The organism is Prescottella subtropica (genome assembly GCF_005434945.1).
Taxonomy (GTDB): domain Bacteria; phylum Actinomycetota; class Actinomycetes; order Mycobacteriales; family Mycobacteriaceae; genus Prescottella; species Prescottella subtropica.
On sequence record NZ_SKCH01000038.1, the window covers coordinates 1 to 18,036 of the forward strand.

The following is an 18,036-nucleotide window of genomic DNA, read 5'->3' on the forward strand; positions in this document are numbered from 1 at the left end:
CCTCCATCGAACCTGCCCCGCCCGCGGAGACGGACGTGGACGAATCTGTCCCGCTTACGGCATAATCACCGGCACCACAGAGCTACGCGCTCAACGGTTTACACCACTCCACGGGGCTCTATCACTTCCTGCTTCTCGCTCACAAGAGGAAGGATACACGCCCGGCCAGACTTTACCGACAAAAACTGAACCAAACATCGGATCATCCGCCTATAACGATGCGATCCTTCCCTCGCGACTTCAAGGATCCGAGAGGTACCCCGACTCGGACCGCCGCTGCGTGCCACAGGCAGACTAGAGTCCATTCCCCTTGAAGGGCCTTCGAGCATCTGCCAGCCGGGGCCCGAGGCCCCCGAACCGTTCGATTTCGGGACCGTCACAGCGCTCCGATCCGGGAGACGGGTCCGGCCCCCGCGAGTGGTTTTCGCAGGGGCCGGACCTATACCCGTTGAGGGCTACGGAAGCTGCGGTCAGGCAACCTCGCCGCGCCAGAGAGCGACGATGTCGGAACGTAGGGCCGTAGTGCCGGTGAATCGTGGCCGGCTTCCGCGGTTGATCTGGGCGCAGTAGTCAGCCAGATCGTTGGCGTTCTGTGCGCTCCAACTGTGGCCGAGCGCCCAGGACTGGATCGCCTCTGCAGGGAGGTCGTATCCCGCATCGTGCAGTGCGAGCAGTGCGCTGACGACGTCGCGCTTCTCGTAGCCGGCCTTGATCGTGTTGCTGTGGTTGATCAGGAGCGTGACGCTCTCGAGTCCACGCACGACGACGGGATCAAGAGTCTGATTCTGGGGAGTACCCGTCTGCCAGTCGCGCCCATCCCCGAGAATTTCCGCATTGACGGCCTGCACCCACCCAGCGAGGCGTTCGGGAACCCACGGCACGATGCACATGGCCGTTGGACGACCGAACGGCATCTTGGCCAGGTCTTCGGTGTTTTGCCACATTCCGAGGACCGGCCCCTCGTACCAGCCGGACGATGCACGGCCCCGGGACGTCCCGACGACGACATCCGGCTCGCACGAGATCGCCTCCACCAGCTGATCGTTGCGGATGTTGCTCTTGAGCGGAGTCCACAACAGGATCTTCTGCCCCGGCTGCTTGTGCTGACGCACCCAGCGAAAGGCGAGAGCTACGGCCGTCGGGTCTCCCGAACTGCTGTTGGTGACAGCGCAGGGATAGTCGTGTTCCTTCTCAAACATCACTTGTTCCGCCGGTTGTACGGCGACTGGTTCGTCGGCTTCAGACTGACGCCGAGGTCGGATGCGTGCGTGCGGACAGCGTCCTCGGTGCGACCGAGTTTGAGTCCCATCACGCGAGTCGGGGTGTTCTGAGCGGCGAGCCGGCGCAGCTGCTGATCGTCGCCGCCGGTCCATGTCTTGCCGTGGTTGCTGGGGTTCTTGCTCATGATGTTGCTCCCTCCTCAGAGAGCGTGCGACTCCAGCCAGAACGAGCCGACGCACCGTTTCCACCCGAGTCCACCCGTCGGGGGCGACTCCTGATGCAGTGCGTTACCGTGGCCTAACAAGGGTCCAATCTTGTGCAGGCCCCGTCTGTCGGCTCACCCCGACGGTCGGGGCTTTGCTGTAGACGCGTATCTCGTGGACCCTCGACCAGGCCGCCACAACATGTGGGCGAATTACATCGATGTCACCACTAGATGTTCTTACGGTACCCGGTCGCACCGACATTCCCGCGTCCACGAGATGCCGTCCCCTCAGATGCCCTCGGGTGTACGGGCGAGAGCCTGAGCGACGGCCGGCGCCTGCATCATCGCGCGGATCGCGGCCGCGAACTGCGGCGCCTGCGCGGACTCGAGGCGGGCGGCGAGGTTGAACGGCTTACCGAGGCGGCGGTGGTAGGTGATCTGGTCGAGCAGGGTCTCGCGGACGGTGGCGATCGCGTCGCGGTGGACGAGCATCAGGAAGTCGTCGGGGGTGTAGACCTCGTAGCCGAGCCGGTCATCGTGCGCACCGGCGAACTCGTGGAATCCGCGGTCGGCGGTGACGACGTAGTCGATGCCGCCGTGTTCGGCGGCGGCGTGCAGGTGCGCGTCGTACTCGTCGGTGTACGCGAGCCCGGGGTCGATCTCGTATCCGCCGATCCGGCCGTGGGCGGCCACCGCGACGATCCGGTCCCGCACGCCCCCGATCTGCCGGTCGGAGTAGTGCGGGTGGTTCTTGCGCAGGTGGTAGACGAGTTCGGCGAGCACGTCCTCGGTCCAGCGCAGCTGGAACAGCGGCGGCCCGGACCGGGTGGCCAACAGGCAGATCCAGTCCCGCAACGTCCGCGAATACAACACGTTCGCATCCGGCAACACGTTCGGCACTCGTGAACTCACCCGAACGACCCTAAGGGCCGGCACCGACCACTCCCCGCCGGACCCCGCGGCCCGGCGGAGGCGGTCAGTAGTCCAGTCCCTCGGCGTCTTCGAAGTCGCGGAGGTCCTGCAGTGCTGCGCGTTGCTGCTCACGCAGCCGATTCCGGTAGGCGAGGACATCGGGGGTGTGCAGCCGGGTGTGGGTGCCGACCTTGTGCGCGGCGAGCTGGCCGCCGGAGACCAGCTTCATCAGAGTCGGCCGTGAGATGCCGAGCAGATCCGCCGCCGACGTCGTGGTCAGCTCCTCGGGCATGGACCCGATCGTCACCGTCCCACCGGCCGCAACGATCCGCACCACCTCGGTGAGGATCCCCGCCAGCCCCGCCGGCACCACCGCCTGCAGGCCCTCCGGATCGAACTCCCCGGCCGCCACCACCTGATCCGACGTCACCGTCAACGTCGACTTCCCGACTCCCCGGTCGATCACCGCGCCCATCGCCTCACACCTCCTGGCCCATTCACCCCGACCGTAACCCGCTTTCACTTACAAGTGCAACACCGTTTCGTGGTTGAGGCAGTCCACTCCTTCTGGCAGCGGCGGGGACCGGTTGCCGGCACCCGACTACGCCGGCGGATGCCGCGATCGCGTCGCCCACCGCGCCGAGAACTCGCCGAGGAACTGCCGCCGTTCGTCCTCGGTGAGGAGCATCGACAGCGGCGACAGGTTGCGCATCTCGGCGCCGGCCTCGTCGTCGCGGGCGACGACGGCCCGCAGTTCCTCGATGTCGTTGCCGTCGACGATCCGTTCCCACCATGCGAGGTAGGAGCGCATCAACGGTTCATCGGAGACGTGCCGACGGATCGTGCGCAGATTGCCGCGGATCGGATCGGTGTCGATCCGCAAGCCCTCGCGGTCGATCTTGGCCAGGACCGCGGCCTGTAGCAGCTTCTGCCGCAACGCCTTACGGGTCACGAACACCGGACCACACCTCCCGCCACGAACCACGGGCCGCGTATCGGCACGTCCCCGCCGCACCGGGCACGGCAGGAACGAGCGTCCCCGATCCCGTCAGCCCGCGGCAACCGACTTGCTGACGCCGACCGACTGCGTGGACCGCGGGCAGCCGCCCACCGACCGGATCCGGTGACCGGGTAGAACGGTCGACCGTTCTGCATCGCAGTCCCGACTCGGTTCGGCGGCGGCGCTCACGCCGCCCCGGCGAGGAACCACGCCGCACCCCCAGCCTGTTTCGGAAATCCCACGTCTTCCGTCGCGTCCAGATTTTGGCTTGTGGACGGGAGTCCGGTGTCGACTGCCGCGGCGTCGTCGCACACCGTCCCGCGGGGGCCGGTGGGGTGGCCCGGATCTGTTCGGTGCGGGTCTCGCGCGCTACCTGTTCGAGGTACCGCGGGCGAGGCGGTCGGCGTTCCACACTGCGCCGGCGAACGGCTCGCCAGCATCCCCGAGGGCGAGTTGGACATCGGAGAGGCTGTCGATCATCTCGAGACGAGCGGCACGGTCCGCGTCGCTGAGTGCGTCGGTGGGGAGCTCGTCGTAGGCGACGGCCAACGCCGCGAGAGTGCGGGCGAGGGCGTGCATCTCCTCACGGGCCTGGCGCACCCGGTCAGCGAGCTCACCCACCCCAACAGACGGCGGGATGGGGCCGGCAGTCACCGGTCCCCACTCTCGGCGCGAGCGAGGATCTGTCGGCCGGCGGCGGCCGCGGCCACCCCGCGGCGAGCGGTCACCGAGGCCACCGGCAGCCGCATCGCGTGTTCGGCCCAGGCTGCCGCCTGCTCCCACTGCCGCTGACTGTGGCTGTCGCCTGTCGTCACGGCCGGCCCCCTCGTGTCGTCGTGTGTGGATGGAGTGTTCGTGTTCACTCTCGCACCTCGACCCGACATCGGACGGGCCTCATGGCGCCCGCATCGACGGCGGCGGGGGCGTCGGGCCGGGAACCCCACCACCTGCGCCGTTATCTTTCTGTGACCTTAATGCAAGAGGTGTGTGGGTATTCGCCCGTTTTTCGGCGGGACGTTTTCCGGCAGCACCGGGGGACGACCGGAGGATCGTGTCCGTGCCGCGGATCCGGGAGGCGGGACGCGCTGGGAGCGCCGGGGCCGCGACGGCGGGGCCACCGTGGGCTGCCGTGCCTCGCCGGCGGGGTCTGGTCGGCGCCAGCGGAGAGTGCGCAGGGTCTGCATCAGCCAGTCGTCGATGCGGGCGTTCATCGCCCGGGTGTGTGCGAGGACCGCGTCCGTGTCGGCGCGTGGTTCGCTGCCGCTGTTCGCGTGGCGGGCGGCATCGTTGAGGTTGCCGGCGACGTTGCCGAGCAGTCGCCGCAACTCGCGCGCCTGCGCGGTCAGTTCACGCACCTGATCGGCGTTCGCACTCCCGAACCCGTTGCCGGCGCCGGGTCGGCACGTAGGCGCCGACCCGCAGTGCGCGCCGTGTCGACGCGTACTCGATGAGCGCCGCTTCTTCTCCGGTGAACACCACCCGCGTGCTGTGCGTGCGCGCTGAGCCTGCGTGCGCCCGATGCACTCGCACCATCTGCCCCGCACTTCTTCGTGACGCCTGCCCGGCCCCGCACCCGCAGCGGCGGCGCGCCGTCGTCCTCGCCGCCCGGCGTGCACGGCCGCGGCCGCGGCACGACTAAAAGTGAACACTTTTGGAATATCTTGCTCTGCCCGGCGCCCGTCTCCCCGCGCACAACTGTCGTCGCGTGATCGCGTGAGAAACCGACTCGGGGTGTGCGCGGTGAACGCCCGCGCGCGTGCATCGGCCGCGGCCGATGCGACGAAGCCGCGAGAACGCGACGCGGCCTCGCGGCAACACCGTTTCCCGCCGACGGCCGACCGGCGCCACACGCGAACGGACGACGTCGCCGGCGCACCGCACACGCCGACATGCGTGCAACCGCGGAGCACCGCTCGTGTCCGCCAGCGCCGCAGAAGCGTCGCGGGAGTATGCGCACCGCGGGCCGCCGCGCGCCGAGAGTGTGGACGCCGGAACCGTCACGCGCGGTCGCGGGGTCGGCCGTTTCTACGGCGCCCGGACCGTCCCCGCATGCGGACCGTGCTGCCGCACCGGGCGGCCGTCCCCGACCTACCTCCCGCAGCCGATCGCGCACCGGAACGCGCCAGCGTTCTCACCGGCCTGTAGTCCATTTGGTCGAGGCGAAAAACCTGACACACCTCTTGCACTATGTGTGCATTTTTGGCGCGACGAAATACGATTTCGTGCATGAACGCGCCTGAGTCGTCGCACGAGAACACCGAAAACCCGGCCCCGACCCCGGCGGATCGCAGCGACGGAGAGGACGCGGATCCGGGAATCTGCCCGTGGTGCCGGCGCCCGGTTCCGGCGCGTTCGGGGCGGGGACGGCCGCGGGTGTGGTGCAGCGATCAGTGCCGCCGCGACGCCCACGGCGCCCGCAAGGCCGCCCGCGCCGGCGCCGTCGGCATGCGCGTGGTCCGGCAAACCAGAACCATCGAAAAACCCGTTCCGGTGCCCGTGGTCGAGTACCGGGAACCCCCTGTGGCCGCGACTCCGGCCCACCATCTCGACTCCCACGATGTCGCGATGCACGTCATGCGCAACCCCGACCTGCTCGCGAAAATCCTGAACTCCTTCGCCGCGGGACTGCGCTCTCTGCCCGCCGGCCGCGAGCTCACCGGGCCCCTGCACGACGCCGCGCGCCGCCTCGCCCCCTACCTCGACGACTACCGTCGCCACACCACACCCCCACCACCGAAACCCGCCCCCACACGCTCCGGCGACACCGGTCTGTCCCGGCAGCAACGACGCGCCCTGCAACGCCAGGACGCGAAGACCAACCACCCCTAGAACCGACGAGAACCCGCCCCGACACCCGGAAGGACCGAGCCGATCGTGACCGAGGAACCCCGCCACATCGTCGACTTCGGCGATCCGCATGGACCCACCGAACACCGCCGAGGCCGTCGAACAACTCGGCCGCTACTTCCGTGCCACCGGCGCCCGCATCCACCGCCACGATCTGCCGCCGTTGTCCCGCGGCGACCACCGAACTGCTCTCGCGTTCGTCGGGGAGCTACGCCGCAGTGTCGAAGACCAGCGGCACCTGATCATCAAATATGCGCTCGCCGGCGGACTGTCCTGGGACGAGATCGCCCGCGCCCTCTACGCGGATGTCGACGAACTCCGGGAACGCTACCGAGCCCGTATCGACCACGAACTCGGCCCGTAACACCGCCGCCAGTCGACCGGTTCGGCGAACAGATCCCGAGGAACCCCACCGACCCGAACCGCACACCAGAGTCGGTTCGAGCGCGGTCTGCTCGAGCCACACCCGGACCCCTACCCGCTGTTCCGGCCTGCAGTCGCGAACCAGCCTCAATCCGCCCTGCAGCATTCTCGGGGAGCGTGGCGGAGTCAGAGATTCGCCGATCGACAAGAGAGTGCTGTCGTCGAGCAACCACTGGGGGATCGCCGCCACCGCTGCACCTCCCGACACGGACCCTGGGGAGCTCGATCCTCTACGGAACACCCGGTAAAACCGAAGTGCTCGCCGGGATACCTGATATGGCTTGGCTCGACCTACCCGAACAATTTTCTACATGGCTCGGCGTGTCCGACCCGAACATCGATCTTGGTGCGGCACCATGTGCTCCATGGACACCACGGGCGCACAGCTACTGGACGACGCCCACTGGGCCGACGAGGTACTGCTCCCCCACCGCCCGCACGCGACGAACTACCTCGACCGCGGCCAGTACCGGATGAGCCGCGACGACGCTCTCACGATGCGCTACATCGAACACTCCCCGCACGCGTTGCTCGGTTCGATCGTCATCGACTGCGACCACCCCGACGCCGCGATGCGCGCATTCGAGCGGCCGCGGGATCATCCGGCGCCGTCCTGGGTGGCCCAATCCCCGTCCGGGCGGGCGCACCTCGGCTGGTGGCTCGGCCCCCACCACGTCTGCCGCACCGACTGCGCCCGGCTCACCCCACTGCGGTACGCGCACCGCATCGAAACCGGCCTCAAACTCTGCGTCGACGGCGACTTCTCCTACGGCGGGCAGCTCACCAAGAACCCCATCCATCCGGACTGGGAGACGATCTACGGCCCGGCCACCCCGTACACGCTGCGCCAGCTCGCCACCATCCACACCCCCCGCCAGGCCCCCCGCCGCCCGGACCGCGCCGCCGGCCTCGGCCGCAACGTCACCATGTTCGACACCACCCGCACCTGGGCCTACGGACAGTGGTGGCACCACCGCCACGGCGGCCTCGACCAGTGGTTGATGCTCGTGTTGCAGCACTGCCACGCCATCAACACCCAATTCGCCGACCCCCTCCCGTTCACCGAAGTCCGTGCCACCGCCCACTCCATCGGCAAATGGATCTGGCGCAACTTCGACGAAGACGCCTACCGCGCCCGACAAGCCCACCTCGGCAGCAAAGGCGGCAAGGTCATGACCCCTGCCAAGATCGAAGCCAACCGGAAACGAGCCACCAAGTTCGACCTCGCCACAGCACTGGAGTACGCACTATGAGCACAGGTGCAGCCCGAGCCCCGCAACGCCGGTCCATCACCGCCCGAGAACTCGCCGAACGCCTCGGGTCGTCCGAACGCACAGCCCGCCGGCTCATCGCCGAACCACGAGACGAGTTCCTCGAGCGCGCAAAGGTCCGGCGGGACCGCATCGTCGCCCTGCGCAAGCAAGGCCTCAAGTACAAGGACATCGCCGAAGAGATGGGCATCTCCACCGGCGCCGTCGGCCGGATCCTGCACGACGCCCGCAAACTCGAAGAGAAGGAGAACCCCGTCCGCGATGCCTGCTGATCTCGACGGTCTCCCGTGGCAGCCGGAGCCTGCGCTCCTACATGCCGCGGCCACCGTGCCCATGCAGTACCCGAGCGTGTTGGTTCGCACCATCGGCTACGCACTGAACTTCCTTGACCGTGAGCTCGCCGAGCACCCCGAGGACGAGATGATGGCCCGCGCCGAAGCCGGCGACGTCTACAGCCTGCTCGTCGAGATCACCGCAGCCCTCCACGGCCTCGACCCCGACGCCAACGTCACCGACGAACAGATCAGGAACACCCGCTACTGGATGCTCGGACAACCCGACAGCCCCTCGAACACAAGCCATAGGCCAAAGTCGCCGACCTGGACCACCGTTAGCGTAAGGGAGCTGTATAGCTGTAAATGTATTTACAGCTATACAGCTCCCCTGTTCACTATGCTTTTCGATAGCCCTGATCCTTCGCCGCGAGCAATCTCCACAACCGGTGTCAGGAGGCGTTCCGTTTGACCCATTCCTCGAGCACCTCTTCGACGACGGCGCGCATCGTCTGGCCGCTGGCTGCCACTGTCGACTTGAAGCGCCGGTGTAGATCCTCGTCGATGTGCACGGTCAGCTTCGTACGAGCGGGCTCGATGAAGCCAGCCGCGACGGACGGCACGGAGGTTGCCGGTTCGGCCGGAGTGTTCAGGGGTTTTCTCGGACCGAGGTTTCCCTTCGGCTTGTTCAGGCTCATGCCAGTGCCTCCTCGATCTCCTTGATCACGTCGGAGTACCCGTCGTCGTGTGTCGGTGTCCACCCGAACGTGGTCCGGATGCGTTCTCGCATGGGGATGACGGTGTCGAAGCGGGAGATGCCGTTGTCGTCGAATGCTGCCTTCGCGTTCTCCAGCAGGTTGGTGTTGAGGCGGGCGGACGTGATGAGGACGCCGTAGGGGATCCGGTCCTTCACTGCCGGCAGCGTCTCCCACACGCGCGCGGTGTCCAGGCCTGTTGCCTGGGTCGGGAGGATCACGAAGTCGGAGACCGCGATGGCCGCGTCGATCACCTGACTGTCCCCCGGAGGCGTGTCGATCAAGACGATGTCGTACTCGGTCGAGTCTGTGTATCTGGGAAGCCGCTTCATGTTCGTCACATGAACCGGAAAGGGCAACGGGTCGCCGTTCTCCGCTGCCCGATCGGCCCAATCCGTAGCAGACCCCTGTTTGTCCAGATCCAACACAACCGCACGCCTACCGAGCCGGCTGTACGCCGTGGCCAGATAGATCGACGTCGTCGACTTCGCCGTCCCACCCTTGGTATTCACCGTGCTGATGATCATCTCGGAGACCGTCTCCCGCCCATGTAGTCCTACAACCAGCTTGACGGTAATACAGCTTTACGGCTGCCGTAAAGCTGTATTACCAGCTATGCACTGGGTCGGCTGCTCGGGACGCCTACTCGCGCAGGTGTCTCTATGTGTGGTCGAAGAAGTCCCGGTGTGCGGCTGTAGTCAGTTCCCGGTAGTCCATGCCGTAGGTGCTTGCGGCGTGCCAGAACGCTTCGATCGCGGCTTCCAGGGGTGCGATTCCTTCATACATGCTGAACGAATAGGCATGGAGGGCTTCGTACTGCGGGATGACTTCCCCGCTTGCAGGCAGCCCGGTCCCGATGGTGCGGGTGATTCGGGGGTCCTCGTCGAGACGGTTGCGTGCTTCGAAGCTGGCGATGAAACGGGAATCGGCCGGCTTTCCTGCGTCCATGTCGTCGAGGACCTCGGCGAGCCAGTCGATATGGGCGATGCCGGCGCGTTCACAGGCCCGCCGGACGCACCATCGGGCGAAGGCCTGCTGCCGCTCCGGGGTGGCGTTGTCGATCTTGTCGACGAGTTCGCGGTCGAGGCCGGCAACATAGCGGCTCGAGAACACAGCTTCCAGTGTGGGGGAGAGCGGTCTACCACCGAACTCCTTCAGCTTCTTCCGGACGGCTTGCGCCTCGGGACTCTGCGGGGCGACCTTGACCACCGCCCCGGAGTCGTCGCAGACGAACACGTAGTCCGACGACAGACTCGATTCGTTGATCTCGGTCCGCGGCGACCAGGCGGCGTCGGTTTTGTGGAGGGTCTCGACGGACGAGGCCGCGGCGGGAACGGCCCACAGTTCGACCAGGTAGTCCTCCACCGGTTCGGTGACCTCTTCGCCGTAGTGACGGTCCCGGCCGCGGCCGTGAGCGCGGACACGATAGGTGCCGGCGGGAACCGGTGCCAGACCTGCGACCGTGCCGTCGGTGGCATGGACAACAATCTCCGACGCCGCGGCGATCGACGACTCTTCGACGACCTCCCAGGACGCGGTATCCAGGCCGGCCGGCTCCTCGTCGAGAACGCGGACGACGATCCGGGCCGGGCCATAAGCGATGCCGGTGTAGAACGAGACGAAACCCGGCCCAGCGTCGAGAAGGGTTCCGTGCGCGACGGTCTGGAGGTAGTCGACGTCGGATTCCCCCAGAACGAACTGGTGGTGGTCGACGGAGACAGTGCCTTCGGTGTACATCGAACGAAACCCTTCTCGAACAGTCGGTACAGGAATACTGACCTGAGTGGTCAGTTGTCGCAGCTAGCTGCCCTTCACGTAGAAGTGTTCGCCGTCGAAGACGCGGTTCTTGCGGAAGAACCAGGTCAGGATTCCACCTCCACTTCGGTTCGCCTTACTGCTGATCAGCTTCATGCTCATGCCGGGATTAGGCATCGTCTCGATATTATTCGGATTCAGGATCTTGATGGTCGGCAAGTTGACCAGTCCGTCGGTCCAGGTTCGAACATTTTGCCTCGATCCGCCCTGCGTGGTCGTGGCGAAGGGGTACTCGTCACAATCCTGTCCCGTGGGACGCTTGGTCTTGTACAGGTTGCAGGTGTTGTTTCGGTTCTGCTGTGCCGTTGCCTGGTTCGCGCGGGTCAACGGAGCCTCATCAGGAGCTCCGGGCAGGCCGCTGCGCTGTGCGTCACCGATGTGCTTTGCATGATCGCCGGCGTTCGGTCGAGCCGTCATGTCCAAGATCGGCTCCGCTTCAGGAATGACACAGCCCTGATCCTTCGCGTTCTTGTCGCATCGAACATCAGGGAAAATTGCTTTCGGCGCCTTCCACTGCGCCGGAGTGGTTTTCGAATGCGTGAAGTAGAACAAAGCATTGAGCTGATTCGTAACTACAGCACCGGCGGTAAGGGGATTGACCTGAGAGATGGTGAAGGTCGTTTCATGGTCTCGTTGTGTTGCGACGGGCGAGCTCCCGATTCCCGGGCCACTCATCGTGCACCCCGGAGCCGTGTCACACGTAAACTTCGCACTCACAAGTGCGGTTGTGGCTTCACCCATCACTCCACCTCGAAAGAAGTGGATGGCAGATTTTCCGACCCACTGCGAGTTTCCGTTTTTCCATACGGTTCGCAACTCATGCTCCTGGACGTAGTGGAGACGGCCGACGGGCAGTGCACCAGGAGTCGGCAGTCCATCATTTCGATTGTAAATGAATGTCCAATCCTCTCGCCACATGCACGCATAAGATCGGTTTCCGGCCCACTGACGCTGGGGAAGATTTTCGCAGTAGGGCTGGGTGAAGCTGTCCCATCCACTATCGGAGAATGGAACCGCGTTCGGAATTTCCTCACCGCCTTGAGGAACGTTGACTTCACTGTCGTTCTGCACCATCTCGGGAGAAGGTGTGCAGAAAATAACATCTGTAGGCCAACTTGAGGGATTCGCGAGCATGACATCACACGACTCCATCTGGCCCCCAATTTCCTCAGCTGCACCAGCAAGAAGTGGATCTGAATTTTCCGACGATAAGGGATCGGGACCTTGCGTGGGCGGCTGCGGCACGTTGAAGTATGCGGCAGAAGTGACAGTCATTCGGTCGTCGTTTCCACAACTGTCGCAGGAGTTCTCGTCGTAAACGTATTCGTCCCAGTCGGAACCGATCTCATCTGCGATATCGCCAACCGAATCATAGGGCCATCCGATGGTGCCGCCCTGAAATTTCTGGATCACGCTCGATGTGCCGACCCATTGTTCGTCCTCGATTGGGTATCCGAACGGGCCGACCTCGTAGTTTGCAGCAGCCCACTTACCCATAATACGCCCGGAGAACCGGTCCGGTGTCCCGTAAACTGGGATAGCGCCCGTATCAGGGGACCAGTAAATAGATCCGCCCCGCTCGAACTGATTCATGCGGCCCACACCGTCGGGGAGTTTGATCTCGTCGCTGATGGGATACCCGAGGGGGCTTCCAGGTGTTTCCCAACCGGTTTGGCCCCATTTGTCGCGGATGGCGCCGCCGATGACCGCGAGTGCTTCGAGTGGGCGTGCGGAGTTCCAGTAGATAGCGGCGTTGGCGGTCTCGAAGTGTTGGCGGCTGCCGATGTTGTCGCCGTTGGGGATCTCGTCGCTGGTGGGGTAACCCATCCAGCCGGCTTCCCAGCCGTGCTGAGACCACTTGGTCATGAACAGCGGCGTGATCGGGTGGGCGCCGGCGGCGGCCGACCAGTAGATGCTGCCGTGCAGGAACTCGCTACGCGCGCCGGTATTGCCCGGATTCTGGTACTCCGGCGAGGACGGGTAGCCGAGGAAGCTCGCGGGCCCGCCCATCGCGTTGTACTTGTCACGGATCGCACCACACACTGCGAACGGTGAGAGTCCGTAGAACTGGCAGTTGTCGGCGACGACCATGGCCATCCGCTCGGCGAGTTCGGCGTCGTCCTGGCTGACGCCCTCCGGCAGTGCCGTGCGTTGCATGCGCGACATGGCGCCGGCCGGGAGTTCGGGGAGTTGATCGGCGGGCACGGTCAGTGCGTGCTGCTGGGCGCGGACCAGGGCCATGCCGGTCGGCGCCGTCTTGCCGGGCTCCCGTTCGGGCTTCTCGACCTTTTCCGCGGCGGAGGGCGGCGGGGTGGCCGGTGTCGAGGCGATCGCGGCGGACTTGTCCGGTGCAGCCGTCTGCACCGGTGTCTGCTCCACGGTGGTCGAGGGGGCCGTCGTGGTCGTTGCCGTGACCGGTGTCTGCGCCGAGGTCGTCGCCGGGCTCGCGGTCGTTCGTGCGGCCGGAGCGGACTCCGGTGCCGTCGGCACGGTGGTGGCCTGCGGTGTCGTCGACTCGACTGTGGTGGTGTCTTCCGGCGAGGTCGGGGGCGGTGTGGTGGTCGTCGGCCGCGCCGTCGTCGTGGTGGTCGTTGCCGACGTCGTGGACGTGGTGTCCGGCTCGGCGTAGGCGGTGGCCGCGGTGGTCGACACCAGCGAGGCAGCGAGAGCGACCACGGTCAGCGCGCGTGCGGACCGGCTGGCGAGTCTCCCCTTACGCCAGCGGTGTTCATGATGCGAGATCATGCATCCCCGACTTTCTGTGTAGAAGCTGAGAAGTTGCTTGGAGCCGCCTGAACCTATTCCTGTCGGTAAGTAACTGACTGGTAATGCCCCTCATCGGCGTGTCGCGCCCCTTCATGCCAGGACCCGGGGAGCACCTGCTCGTCCGGCAGGGGACGGAGAGAGCCCGGCCGCAGCATCAGGGGAATCTCGTTTCCGTTCACGGGCCGCGCAGCTCATCGAGTGACTGAGGGGAATCGGTCATGAGTCTTGGAAACGATCGTTTTCGGGACTCATTGGCGTCGGGGGTGTTCCCGCAGCTAGCATGGGTCTCGTAACTTGATCTTGGAATCAACGTCTCGAATAGGCGTGCGCGACAGTTGGGAGACTCATCGGTGGCACGGTTCGGCTATGCACGGGTCTCGACGCGGGATCAGAACCCGGACCATCAGATCGACGCCCTGCTCGCGGCCGGCGTCACCGCCGAGTATCTGTTCGTCGACAAGATCTCCGGCAAGCTCGCTTCCCGCCCGCAGCTGGATCTGATGCTGGCCAAGCTTCGAGCCGGGGACGAGGTGGTGGTGACCCGCCTCAAACGCATCGGCCGCTCCCAGCAGCATCTGCTCGAGCTGGTGCGCTGGTTCGGCGACCACGACGTCGATTTCATCGTCCTCGAGCAGGGCATCGACACCTCCACCCCGGGTGGGCGGCTGGTGTTCCATTTCCTGGCGGCGTTGGCCGAGTACGACCGGGAGATGATCGTCGAGGGCACCCGCGACGGCCTCGCCGCTGCCCGCGCCCGCGGCCGGGTCGGGGGCCGGCCCCCAGCCCTGAGCCAGATCCAGCTCGACCAGGCCCAGCAGATGTACGACTCCGGGAGGTACACCGTCGACCAGATCGCCGCCGCGTTCACGGTCGGGCGGGCCACCCTGTACCGGCAGCTCCACGCCTACAACACCGGTGGGGACTGCGTGCTGGTCGTCTACCGCAACACCCGCAGCCGGAAAATCGACACCGACACCAACCGCCGCTACGGCGAGACCGGAGCACCGGAACACGTGCAGCTCGACGCCGACCGCAAATGGTGGCCGATCGCCGCCGCCCGCCGGCACCGACTACGCGCGATCGTCTACGTCGCCGACGGTGTGGTGGTCCGGGTCCGGGCCGTCGACGACCCGAGCCGGTGGGGGCCGGACGACGACCGCGGCTACGCCGATGTCGCCGTCAGTGCGCCCCTGACCGATCTGGAGATCGCCACAAGGTTCCCCACCCTGGGCATCCGCCTCGGTGACCACCGCCCCCACATCCGCGGCAAAATCCGCGAATACCTGCCGCTGTAGAAGCGGACGGGCCGGAAGCGTCCGTCAGCTGAGCTGGTGTGGGCAGGAAGATCGACACGCCCCGGGGGTCGTTCGATTCCGGACGGTAGCTCAGCCACCGCCGGCCCCGGGATTCGTATCCCAGGGCCGAGGACCCAGCACTCAGCCGAAAAGCTCCTCGCGAAGGTCCGCTGCGGTAGCGCGCTCACCGTCGTCTTCCGCGATTGCCTGCTCGAGTGCCGCGGCATCGCGCGCGTTCTCCAGAGCTTCCAGCAGCTCGAGATCGGCAGCGGGGATCACCGCGGCGATCCGCTTGCCGTGACGGGTCACGATCACTCGATCGCCCGCGTAAGCGGTGCGATTCAACACGTCAGCAAGGTGGCCGCGCAGATCTCCGGAGGTCACTTCGCGGGTCTCAACGGGGGCGGTCATAGGCCCCAAGGTACGTCTGACGAGCACTCCAAGTCAAACGAAACGTACGCATGATACGTTCAGTACGTTTTGTACTAAAAAGTGTTGGATCACTGGATCTCCAAGGACCTCGATGGCAACCAACCGATACAGCGTCACCTTCGCCGGCAGCGCGAAGCGGGACCTGAAGAAGATCGCGAAGCACGACCGGAAGCTCGCGGAGGACCTGCTCGATGTCGCCGAGGCGCTCGGCGACAACCCTCGCCCCCACGGCTGCACGAAACTCACCGACCGCGAGGGGTACCGGGTTCGCTTCGGTGACTTCCGGATCTTGTACTCGATCCTGGACACGGAGGTGGAGGTTCACGTCTTTCGCGTCGGGGACCGGAAGGAGGTCTACTGACCTCCGCGATCTCGAACCCTCGATCCGGCCGCCCTGAGGGTGGCCGGATCGAGGGGATCGTGCTACCCCTTCGAGGAGCGTGGGTCGTTCCCCGGCGCGATGGTGTCCTGAGCGCGGATCGTCCCGTTGGTACCCCGAATCTGCATCTCACCACCCCCACCGTTGCCGAGAATCTCACGGGCGCGGGAAATGCCTTCCGCCTGCGTGCCTGTTACCGCGCTCGCTCGGTTCGCACCTGGCTTGCGTACCTCCCAGCCCCCGCCTTGACGCTTCTGAACGACTCGCTTGTTGACGTCCGCCATCACACTCTCCCACTAGGTTCTTCGGAAACCACTTGGTTCCCTGAGGTTTTCGAGTTTTCGATCCTGGGTAGCAGGGAAACGACTCGATGGGTGGTCCGATCGTCTGCCTGCCTGTCAACCGACTCGCTGAAGGTCCCCGCTTGTGGTGCTCGCGCAGCCACGTCTCGGAAGAGGTCGCCCGGTACTCCGCATTCGGCGATGAGCATGTCCTCGTCGATGCCTTCGCCGGCGAGTACCTCGATCGTCCGCGGCAACAACGAGGGCTGTTCGAGGATCCGGACCTGGCCGGGCTCGCTGCGCCGCCAGCCCCGCACCGAGACGGTGGTCATGGCATTTCGATAAGAAACATCGTTGAGTTTGCCGAGCTTTCGTGCGCGGAAGAGCAGGGCCTGCATACTCACACCCCACTGTTCCTTCAGTCTGGCGAGAAGACCCCACGCAGCAGCGTTCATCTTGCCGGGAAGTAGATCGAATACCTCGTCGGCAGGCATCAGTAGCTCCGAGGCAAACCGGTTTGCCTGTTCTTCAACCACGCGACCGCCCGGTTCAGCGTCGGCGTGCATCACGAGATGGCCGAGCTCGTGCGCTACATCGAACCGTTGCCGGTAGTAGTCCCGCTTCGCGGGATTGAGGATCACCACCGGCCGTAGATGACTGTCGAACGAGTAAGCGTCGACCGCGGCCGTCTGAGTAGGGCTGAACACGACCAGGACGCCGTGGTTCTCGAGAAGCCGGACCAAGTGGCCTGCGGGCCCGACACCCATGCCCCACTGATCCCGAACCAATCGAGCGGCTTGCTCTGGTCCGTCGCCTTCCGCGTCGTCCAGCTCCACTGGAATGGTCGGTACGTCGAGGTCCGGGAACTCCACGTACCTCTCGAGGTTCGCGGCAATGTCCACTGCCAACTGCCCGTAGGCGCGAGCCTGGTCTCGTGCAAGCTGCGTGGTTGCGCGTAACGACCTGAAATGAGGTGTGCTGGTGAGCTCCGCAACGTCTCCCCGGCGCACAGCGAAGAACCCCGGATCGACACCAAGTCCCAGAGCAAGCTCTGCCACTGTCGACGCAGTGGGGCGCTTGCTCCCTGATTCCCATCCCGCCACCGCAGTGGGGCTCTTCCCGATCAACTCGGCCAGAGCGCTCTTGCGCATGGCAGCGAGCTGTCGGGCGAGAGTCAGCCGGGAACCGTCGAACAGTGCAGCGGCATCGGTTGCCGACATACTGCTCGTCATTGCTGCTCGCCGGCCTTCTGCGGTGCGGAAACACTCTTACGGAGGCGCACGGGAGCGTCGGGCACGCCGTCCGGACCGGGCGGCGTGGGGGTGTCCTCACGGCGACCGCCGTGGGTGGGGGGCAACGTGATGAGGTTCTTGTACCAGTACCAGGCTTCACCACCGCCGGCGTTGAAACGTGAGCGGCCGAATATGAGTTCCCTCCGCGATCCGACAGGATCCAAGGCATAGGCCGCGATGAACGGCTCGAGGTCATCGGAAGGCTCGACGAGCTCTTCCACTGCCGGTCCTTCGAGGTCGAAAAGCGCGGGGGGCAGATCCGCCGCCGGTGGTGTCTTCTTGGCCACCTGCTGCTTGGTCGGACTCTTCTGCACCCAGGGCAGTGTGTTGAGCTCGCCGAAGGGGCCTGACTGGAGAAGGAACTGGAGATCTCCGACTGCCCACCCAGGGCTTCCGTTTCGATTGACTCGGAGCACCAGATCAGGCGGCAGCGTAGGCATGGCCTCGAGGTCCTTTTCCGTCAGCTCGGCACGCACCAAGTCGAGACCGGCGCCGACGTCGGCGCCGTCTCTCAGTGCGTACCGCTTACACGAAAACACGCGATCGAGACGGTCCCTGAACAGGGTGAAGAGTGTGGTGCCGCGCCAGCCTGCATCATGTCCCGCTTCCTCGGAGTAGTCCTCCAGGACCCGACTCACCGCGGACTCGTATGCCCACCGGATCGCGTCGAAAATCCCTGCCGACTGGAACCTGCGGATAACTTCCTGGGGAGAGTCCCCTGGGGTGGTGTAAACCGGGATCCCCGCTTCCGTGACCGTGTCGGTCCCGGAAGCGGAAGAGCCACCGCGTGAAGCTCTGTGAGTACCGACCAAGGAACTCACGACAAGGAGACCACGCGATGGCCCTGGACCAGTCTGCCCTATCCGAGCT

Annotated in this window: 24 protein-coding genes; 8 read left to right on the forward strand and 16 right to left on the reverse strand. The window is 65.6% G+C overall.

Annotated elements, in window-relative coordinates; translation table 11 throughout:
* Positions 1–470 precede the first annotated feature (470 nt).
* The 8 genes from E0497_RS19485 to E0497_RS19515 all read right to left on the reverse strand — a co-directional run bounded on the left by E0497_RS19485 (position 471) and on the right by E0497_RS19515 (position 4,693).
* A complete protein-coding gene (locus tag E0497_RS19485) occupies positions 471–1,199 on the reverse strand; it encodes a hypothetical protein (protein WP_137726456.1) in 729 nt (242 codons plus the stop codon).
* Positions 1,199–1,405: a hypothetical protein gene (locus E0497_RS19490; RefSeq protein ID WP_137726457.1), complete on the reverse strand. Its 207-nt coding sequence runs from the start codon at positions 1,403–1,405 to the stop codon at positions 1,199–1,201. Before E0497_RS19490 ends, E0497_RS19485 begins: the two co-directional genes overlap by 1 nt.
* 309 nt (positions 1,406–1,714) lie before the next feature.
* Positions 1,715–2,338, reverse strand: a complete 624-nt coding sequence (locus tag E0497_RS19495) for a PIN domain-containing protein (RefSeq protein WP_421958366.1) — start codon at positions 2,336–2,338, stop codon at positions 1,715–1,717.
* A gap of 64 nt (positions 2,339–2,402) precedes the next feature.
* Positions 2,403–2,813 carry a helix-turn-helix domain-containing protein gene (locus E0497_RS19500; protein WP_137726458.1) on the reverse strand — a complete coding sequence of 137 codons (411 nt, stop codon included), beginning with the start codon at positions 2,811–2,813 and terminating at the stop codon, positions 2,403–2,405.
* Between the two features lie 126 nt (positions 2,814–2,939).
* Entirely contained in the window at positions 2,940–3,296 is a 357-nt protein-coding gene (locus tag E0497_RS19505; protein ID WP_137726459.1) for a hypothetical protein, read from the reverse strand.
* A 411-nt stretch (positions 3,297–3,707) separates the two neighbouring features.
* Complete coding sequence (locus E0497_RS19510; RefSeq protein WP_137726460.1) at positions 3,708–3,959, reverse strand: hypothetical protein; 252 nt, start codon at positions 3,957–3,959, stop codon at positions 3,708–3,710.
* Positions 3,960–3,988: 29 nt separating this feature from the next.
* A complete protein-coding gene (locus E0497_RS20490; RefSeq protein WP_161987460.1) occupies positions 3,989–4,153 on the reverse strand; it encodes a hypothetical protein in 165 nt (54 codons plus the stop codon).
* A gap of 156 nt (positions 4,154–4,309) precedes the next feature.
* A complete protein-coding gene (locus E0497_RS19515) occupies positions 4,310–4,693 on the reverse strand; it encodes a hypothetical protein (protein ID WP_137726461.1) in 384 nt (127 codons plus the stop codon).
* 871 nt (positions 4,694–5,564) lie between these two features.
* On the opposite strand from E0497_RS19515, the gene E0497_RS19520 reads away from it, so the two are divergent.
* From E0497_RS19520 to E0497_RS19540, 5 genes are all read left to right on the forward strand, one after another.
* Positions 5,565–6,167, forward strand: coding sequence for a hypothetical protein (locus E0497_RS19520; protein ID WP_137726462.1), 603 nt, complete (start codon positions 5,565–5,567; stop codon positions 6,165–6,167).
* A gap of 88 nt (positions 6,168–6,255) precedes the next feature.
* Positions 6,256–6,549 carry a hypothetical protein gene (locus E0497_RS19525; RefSeq protein WP_137726463.1) on the forward strand — a complete coding sequence of 98 codons (294 nt, stop codon included), beginning with the start codon at positions 6,256–6,258 and terminating at the stop codon, positions 6,547–6,549.
* Positions 6,550–6,973: 424 nt separating this feature from the next.
* Positions 6,974–7,861, forward strand: a complete 888-nt coding sequence (locus E0497_RS19530; RefSeq protein WP_137726464.1) for a replication initiation protein — start codon at positions 6,974–6,976, stop codon at positions 7,859–7,861.
* Positions 7,858–8,151: a helix-turn-helix domain-containing protein gene (locus tag E0497_RS19535; protein WP_137726465.1), complete on the forward strand. Its 294-nt coding sequence runs from the start codon at positions 7,858–7,860 to the stop codon at positions 8,149–8,151. The genes E0497_RS19530 and E0497_RS19535 overlap by 4 nt, the downstream gene beginning before the upstream one ends.
* Positions 8,141–8,623, forward strand: a complete 483-nt coding sequence (locus E0497_RS19540) for a hypothetical protein (RefSeq protein WP_137726466.1) — start codon at positions 8,141–8,143, stop codon at positions 8,621–8,623. The genes E0497_RS19535 and E0497_RS19540 overlap by 11 nt, the downstream gene beginning before the upstream one ends.
* Here E0497_RS19540 and E0497_RS19545 read toward each other — a convergent pair.
* The 4 genes from E0497_RS19545 to E0497_RS19560 all read right to left on the reverse strand — a co-directional run bounded on the left by E0497_RS19545 (position 8,604) and on the right by E0497_RS19560 (position 13,100).
* On the reverse strand, positions 8,604–8,849 hold the full coding sequence (locus tag E0497_RS19545; RefSeq protein WP_137726467.1) for a plasmid partition protein ParG: 246 nt from the start codon (positions 8,847–8,849) through the stop codon (positions 8,604–8,606). The two genes, E0497_RS19540 and E0497_RS19545, sit on opposite strands and share 20 nt — an antisense overlap.
* Positions 8,846–9,433, reverse strand: a complete 588-nt coding sequence (locus E0497_RS19550; protein ID WP_137726468.1) for a ParA family protein — start codon at positions 9,431–9,433, stop codon at positions 8,846–8,848. The genes E0497_RS19545 and E0497_RS19550 overlap by 4 nt, the downstream gene beginning before the upstream one ends.
* Positions 9,434–9,566: 133 nt before the next feature.
* Positions 9,567–10,643 (reverse strand): hypothetical protein, encoded by a 1,077-nt coding sequence (locus E0497_RS19555; protein ID WP_137726469.1) that lies wholly within the window; start codon positions 10,641–10,643, stop codon positions 9,567–9,569.
* Between the two features lie 63 nt (positions 10,644–10,706).
* A complete protein-coding gene (locus E0497_RS19560) occupies positions 10,707–13,100 on the reverse strand; it encodes a NucA/NucB deoxyribonuclease domain-containing protein (RefSeq protein WP_137726470.1) in 2,394 nt (797 codons plus the stop codon).
* Between the two features lie 19 nt (positions 13,101–13,119).
* Here E0497_RS19560 and E0497_RS19565 point away from each other — a divergent pair, with 19 nt between their 5' ends.
* Together E0497_RS19565 and E0497_RS19570 are read left to right on the forward strand one after the other, a co-directional pair.
* Positions 13,120–13,350 carry a hypothetical protein gene (locus tag E0497_RS19565; protein WP_137726471.1) on the forward strand — a complete coding sequence of 77 codons (231 nt, stop codon included), beginning with the start codon at positions 13,120–13,122 and terminating at the stop codon, positions 13,348–13,350.
* A gap of 487 nt (positions 13,351–13,837) precedes the next feature.
* On the forward strand, positions 13,838–14,782 hold the full coding sequence (locus tag E0497_RS19570) for a recombinase family protein (protein WP_137726472.1): 945 nt from the start codon (positions 13,838–13,840) through the stop codon (positions 14,780–14,782).
* Positions 14,783–14,923: 141 nt separating this feature from the next.
* Here the strand turns inward: E0497_RS19570 and E0497_RS19575 are convergent, their stop codons facing one another.
* Complete coding sequence (locus E0497_RS19575) at positions 14,924–15,193, reverse strand: type II toxin-antitoxin system Phd/YefM family antitoxin (RefSeq protein WP_137726473.1); 270 nt, start codon at positions 15,191–15,193, stop codon at positions 14,924–14,926.
* 112 nt (positions 15,194–15,305) lie between these two features.
* On the opposite strand from E0497_RS19575, the gene E0497_RS19580 reads away from it, so the two are divergent.
* Complete coding sequence (locus E0497_RS19580) at positions 15,306–15,575, forward strand: type II toxin-antitoxin system RelE family toxin (RefSeq protein ID WP_137726474.1); 270 nt, start codon at positions 15,306–15,308, stop codon at positions 15,573–15,575.
* 62 nt (positions 15,576–15,637) lie between these two features.
* Here E0497_RS19580 and E0497_RS19585 read toward each other — a convergent pair whose 3' ends face one another.
* The 3 genes from E0497_RS19585 to E0497_RS19595 are packed head-to-tail and all read right to left on the reverse strand — an operon-like array spanning position 15,638 to position 17,987.
* Positions 15,638–15,877: a DUF2188 domain-containing protein gene (locus E0497_RS19585; RefSeq protein ID WP_137726475.1), complete on the reverse strand. Its 240-nt coding sequence runs from the start codon at positions 15,875–15,877 to the stop codon at positions 15,638–15,640.
* A complete protein-coding gene (locus E0497_RS19590) occupies positions 15,877–17,106 on the reverse strand; it encodes an XRE family transcriptional regulator (RefSeq protein ID WP_241665985.1) in 1,230 nt (409 codons plus the stop codon). The genes E0497_RS19585 and E0497_RS19590 overlap by 1 nt, the downstream gene beginning before the upstream one ends.
* Positions 17,103–17,987, reverse strand: a complete 885-nt coding sequence (locus E0497_RS19595) for a hypothetical protein (RefSeq protein ID WP_241665986.1) — start codon at positions 17,985–17,987, stop codon at positions 17,103–17,105. The genes E0497_RS19590 and E0497_RS19595 overlap by 4 nt, the downstream gene beginning before the upstream one ends.
* Positions 17,988–18,036 lie beyond the last annotated feature (49 nt).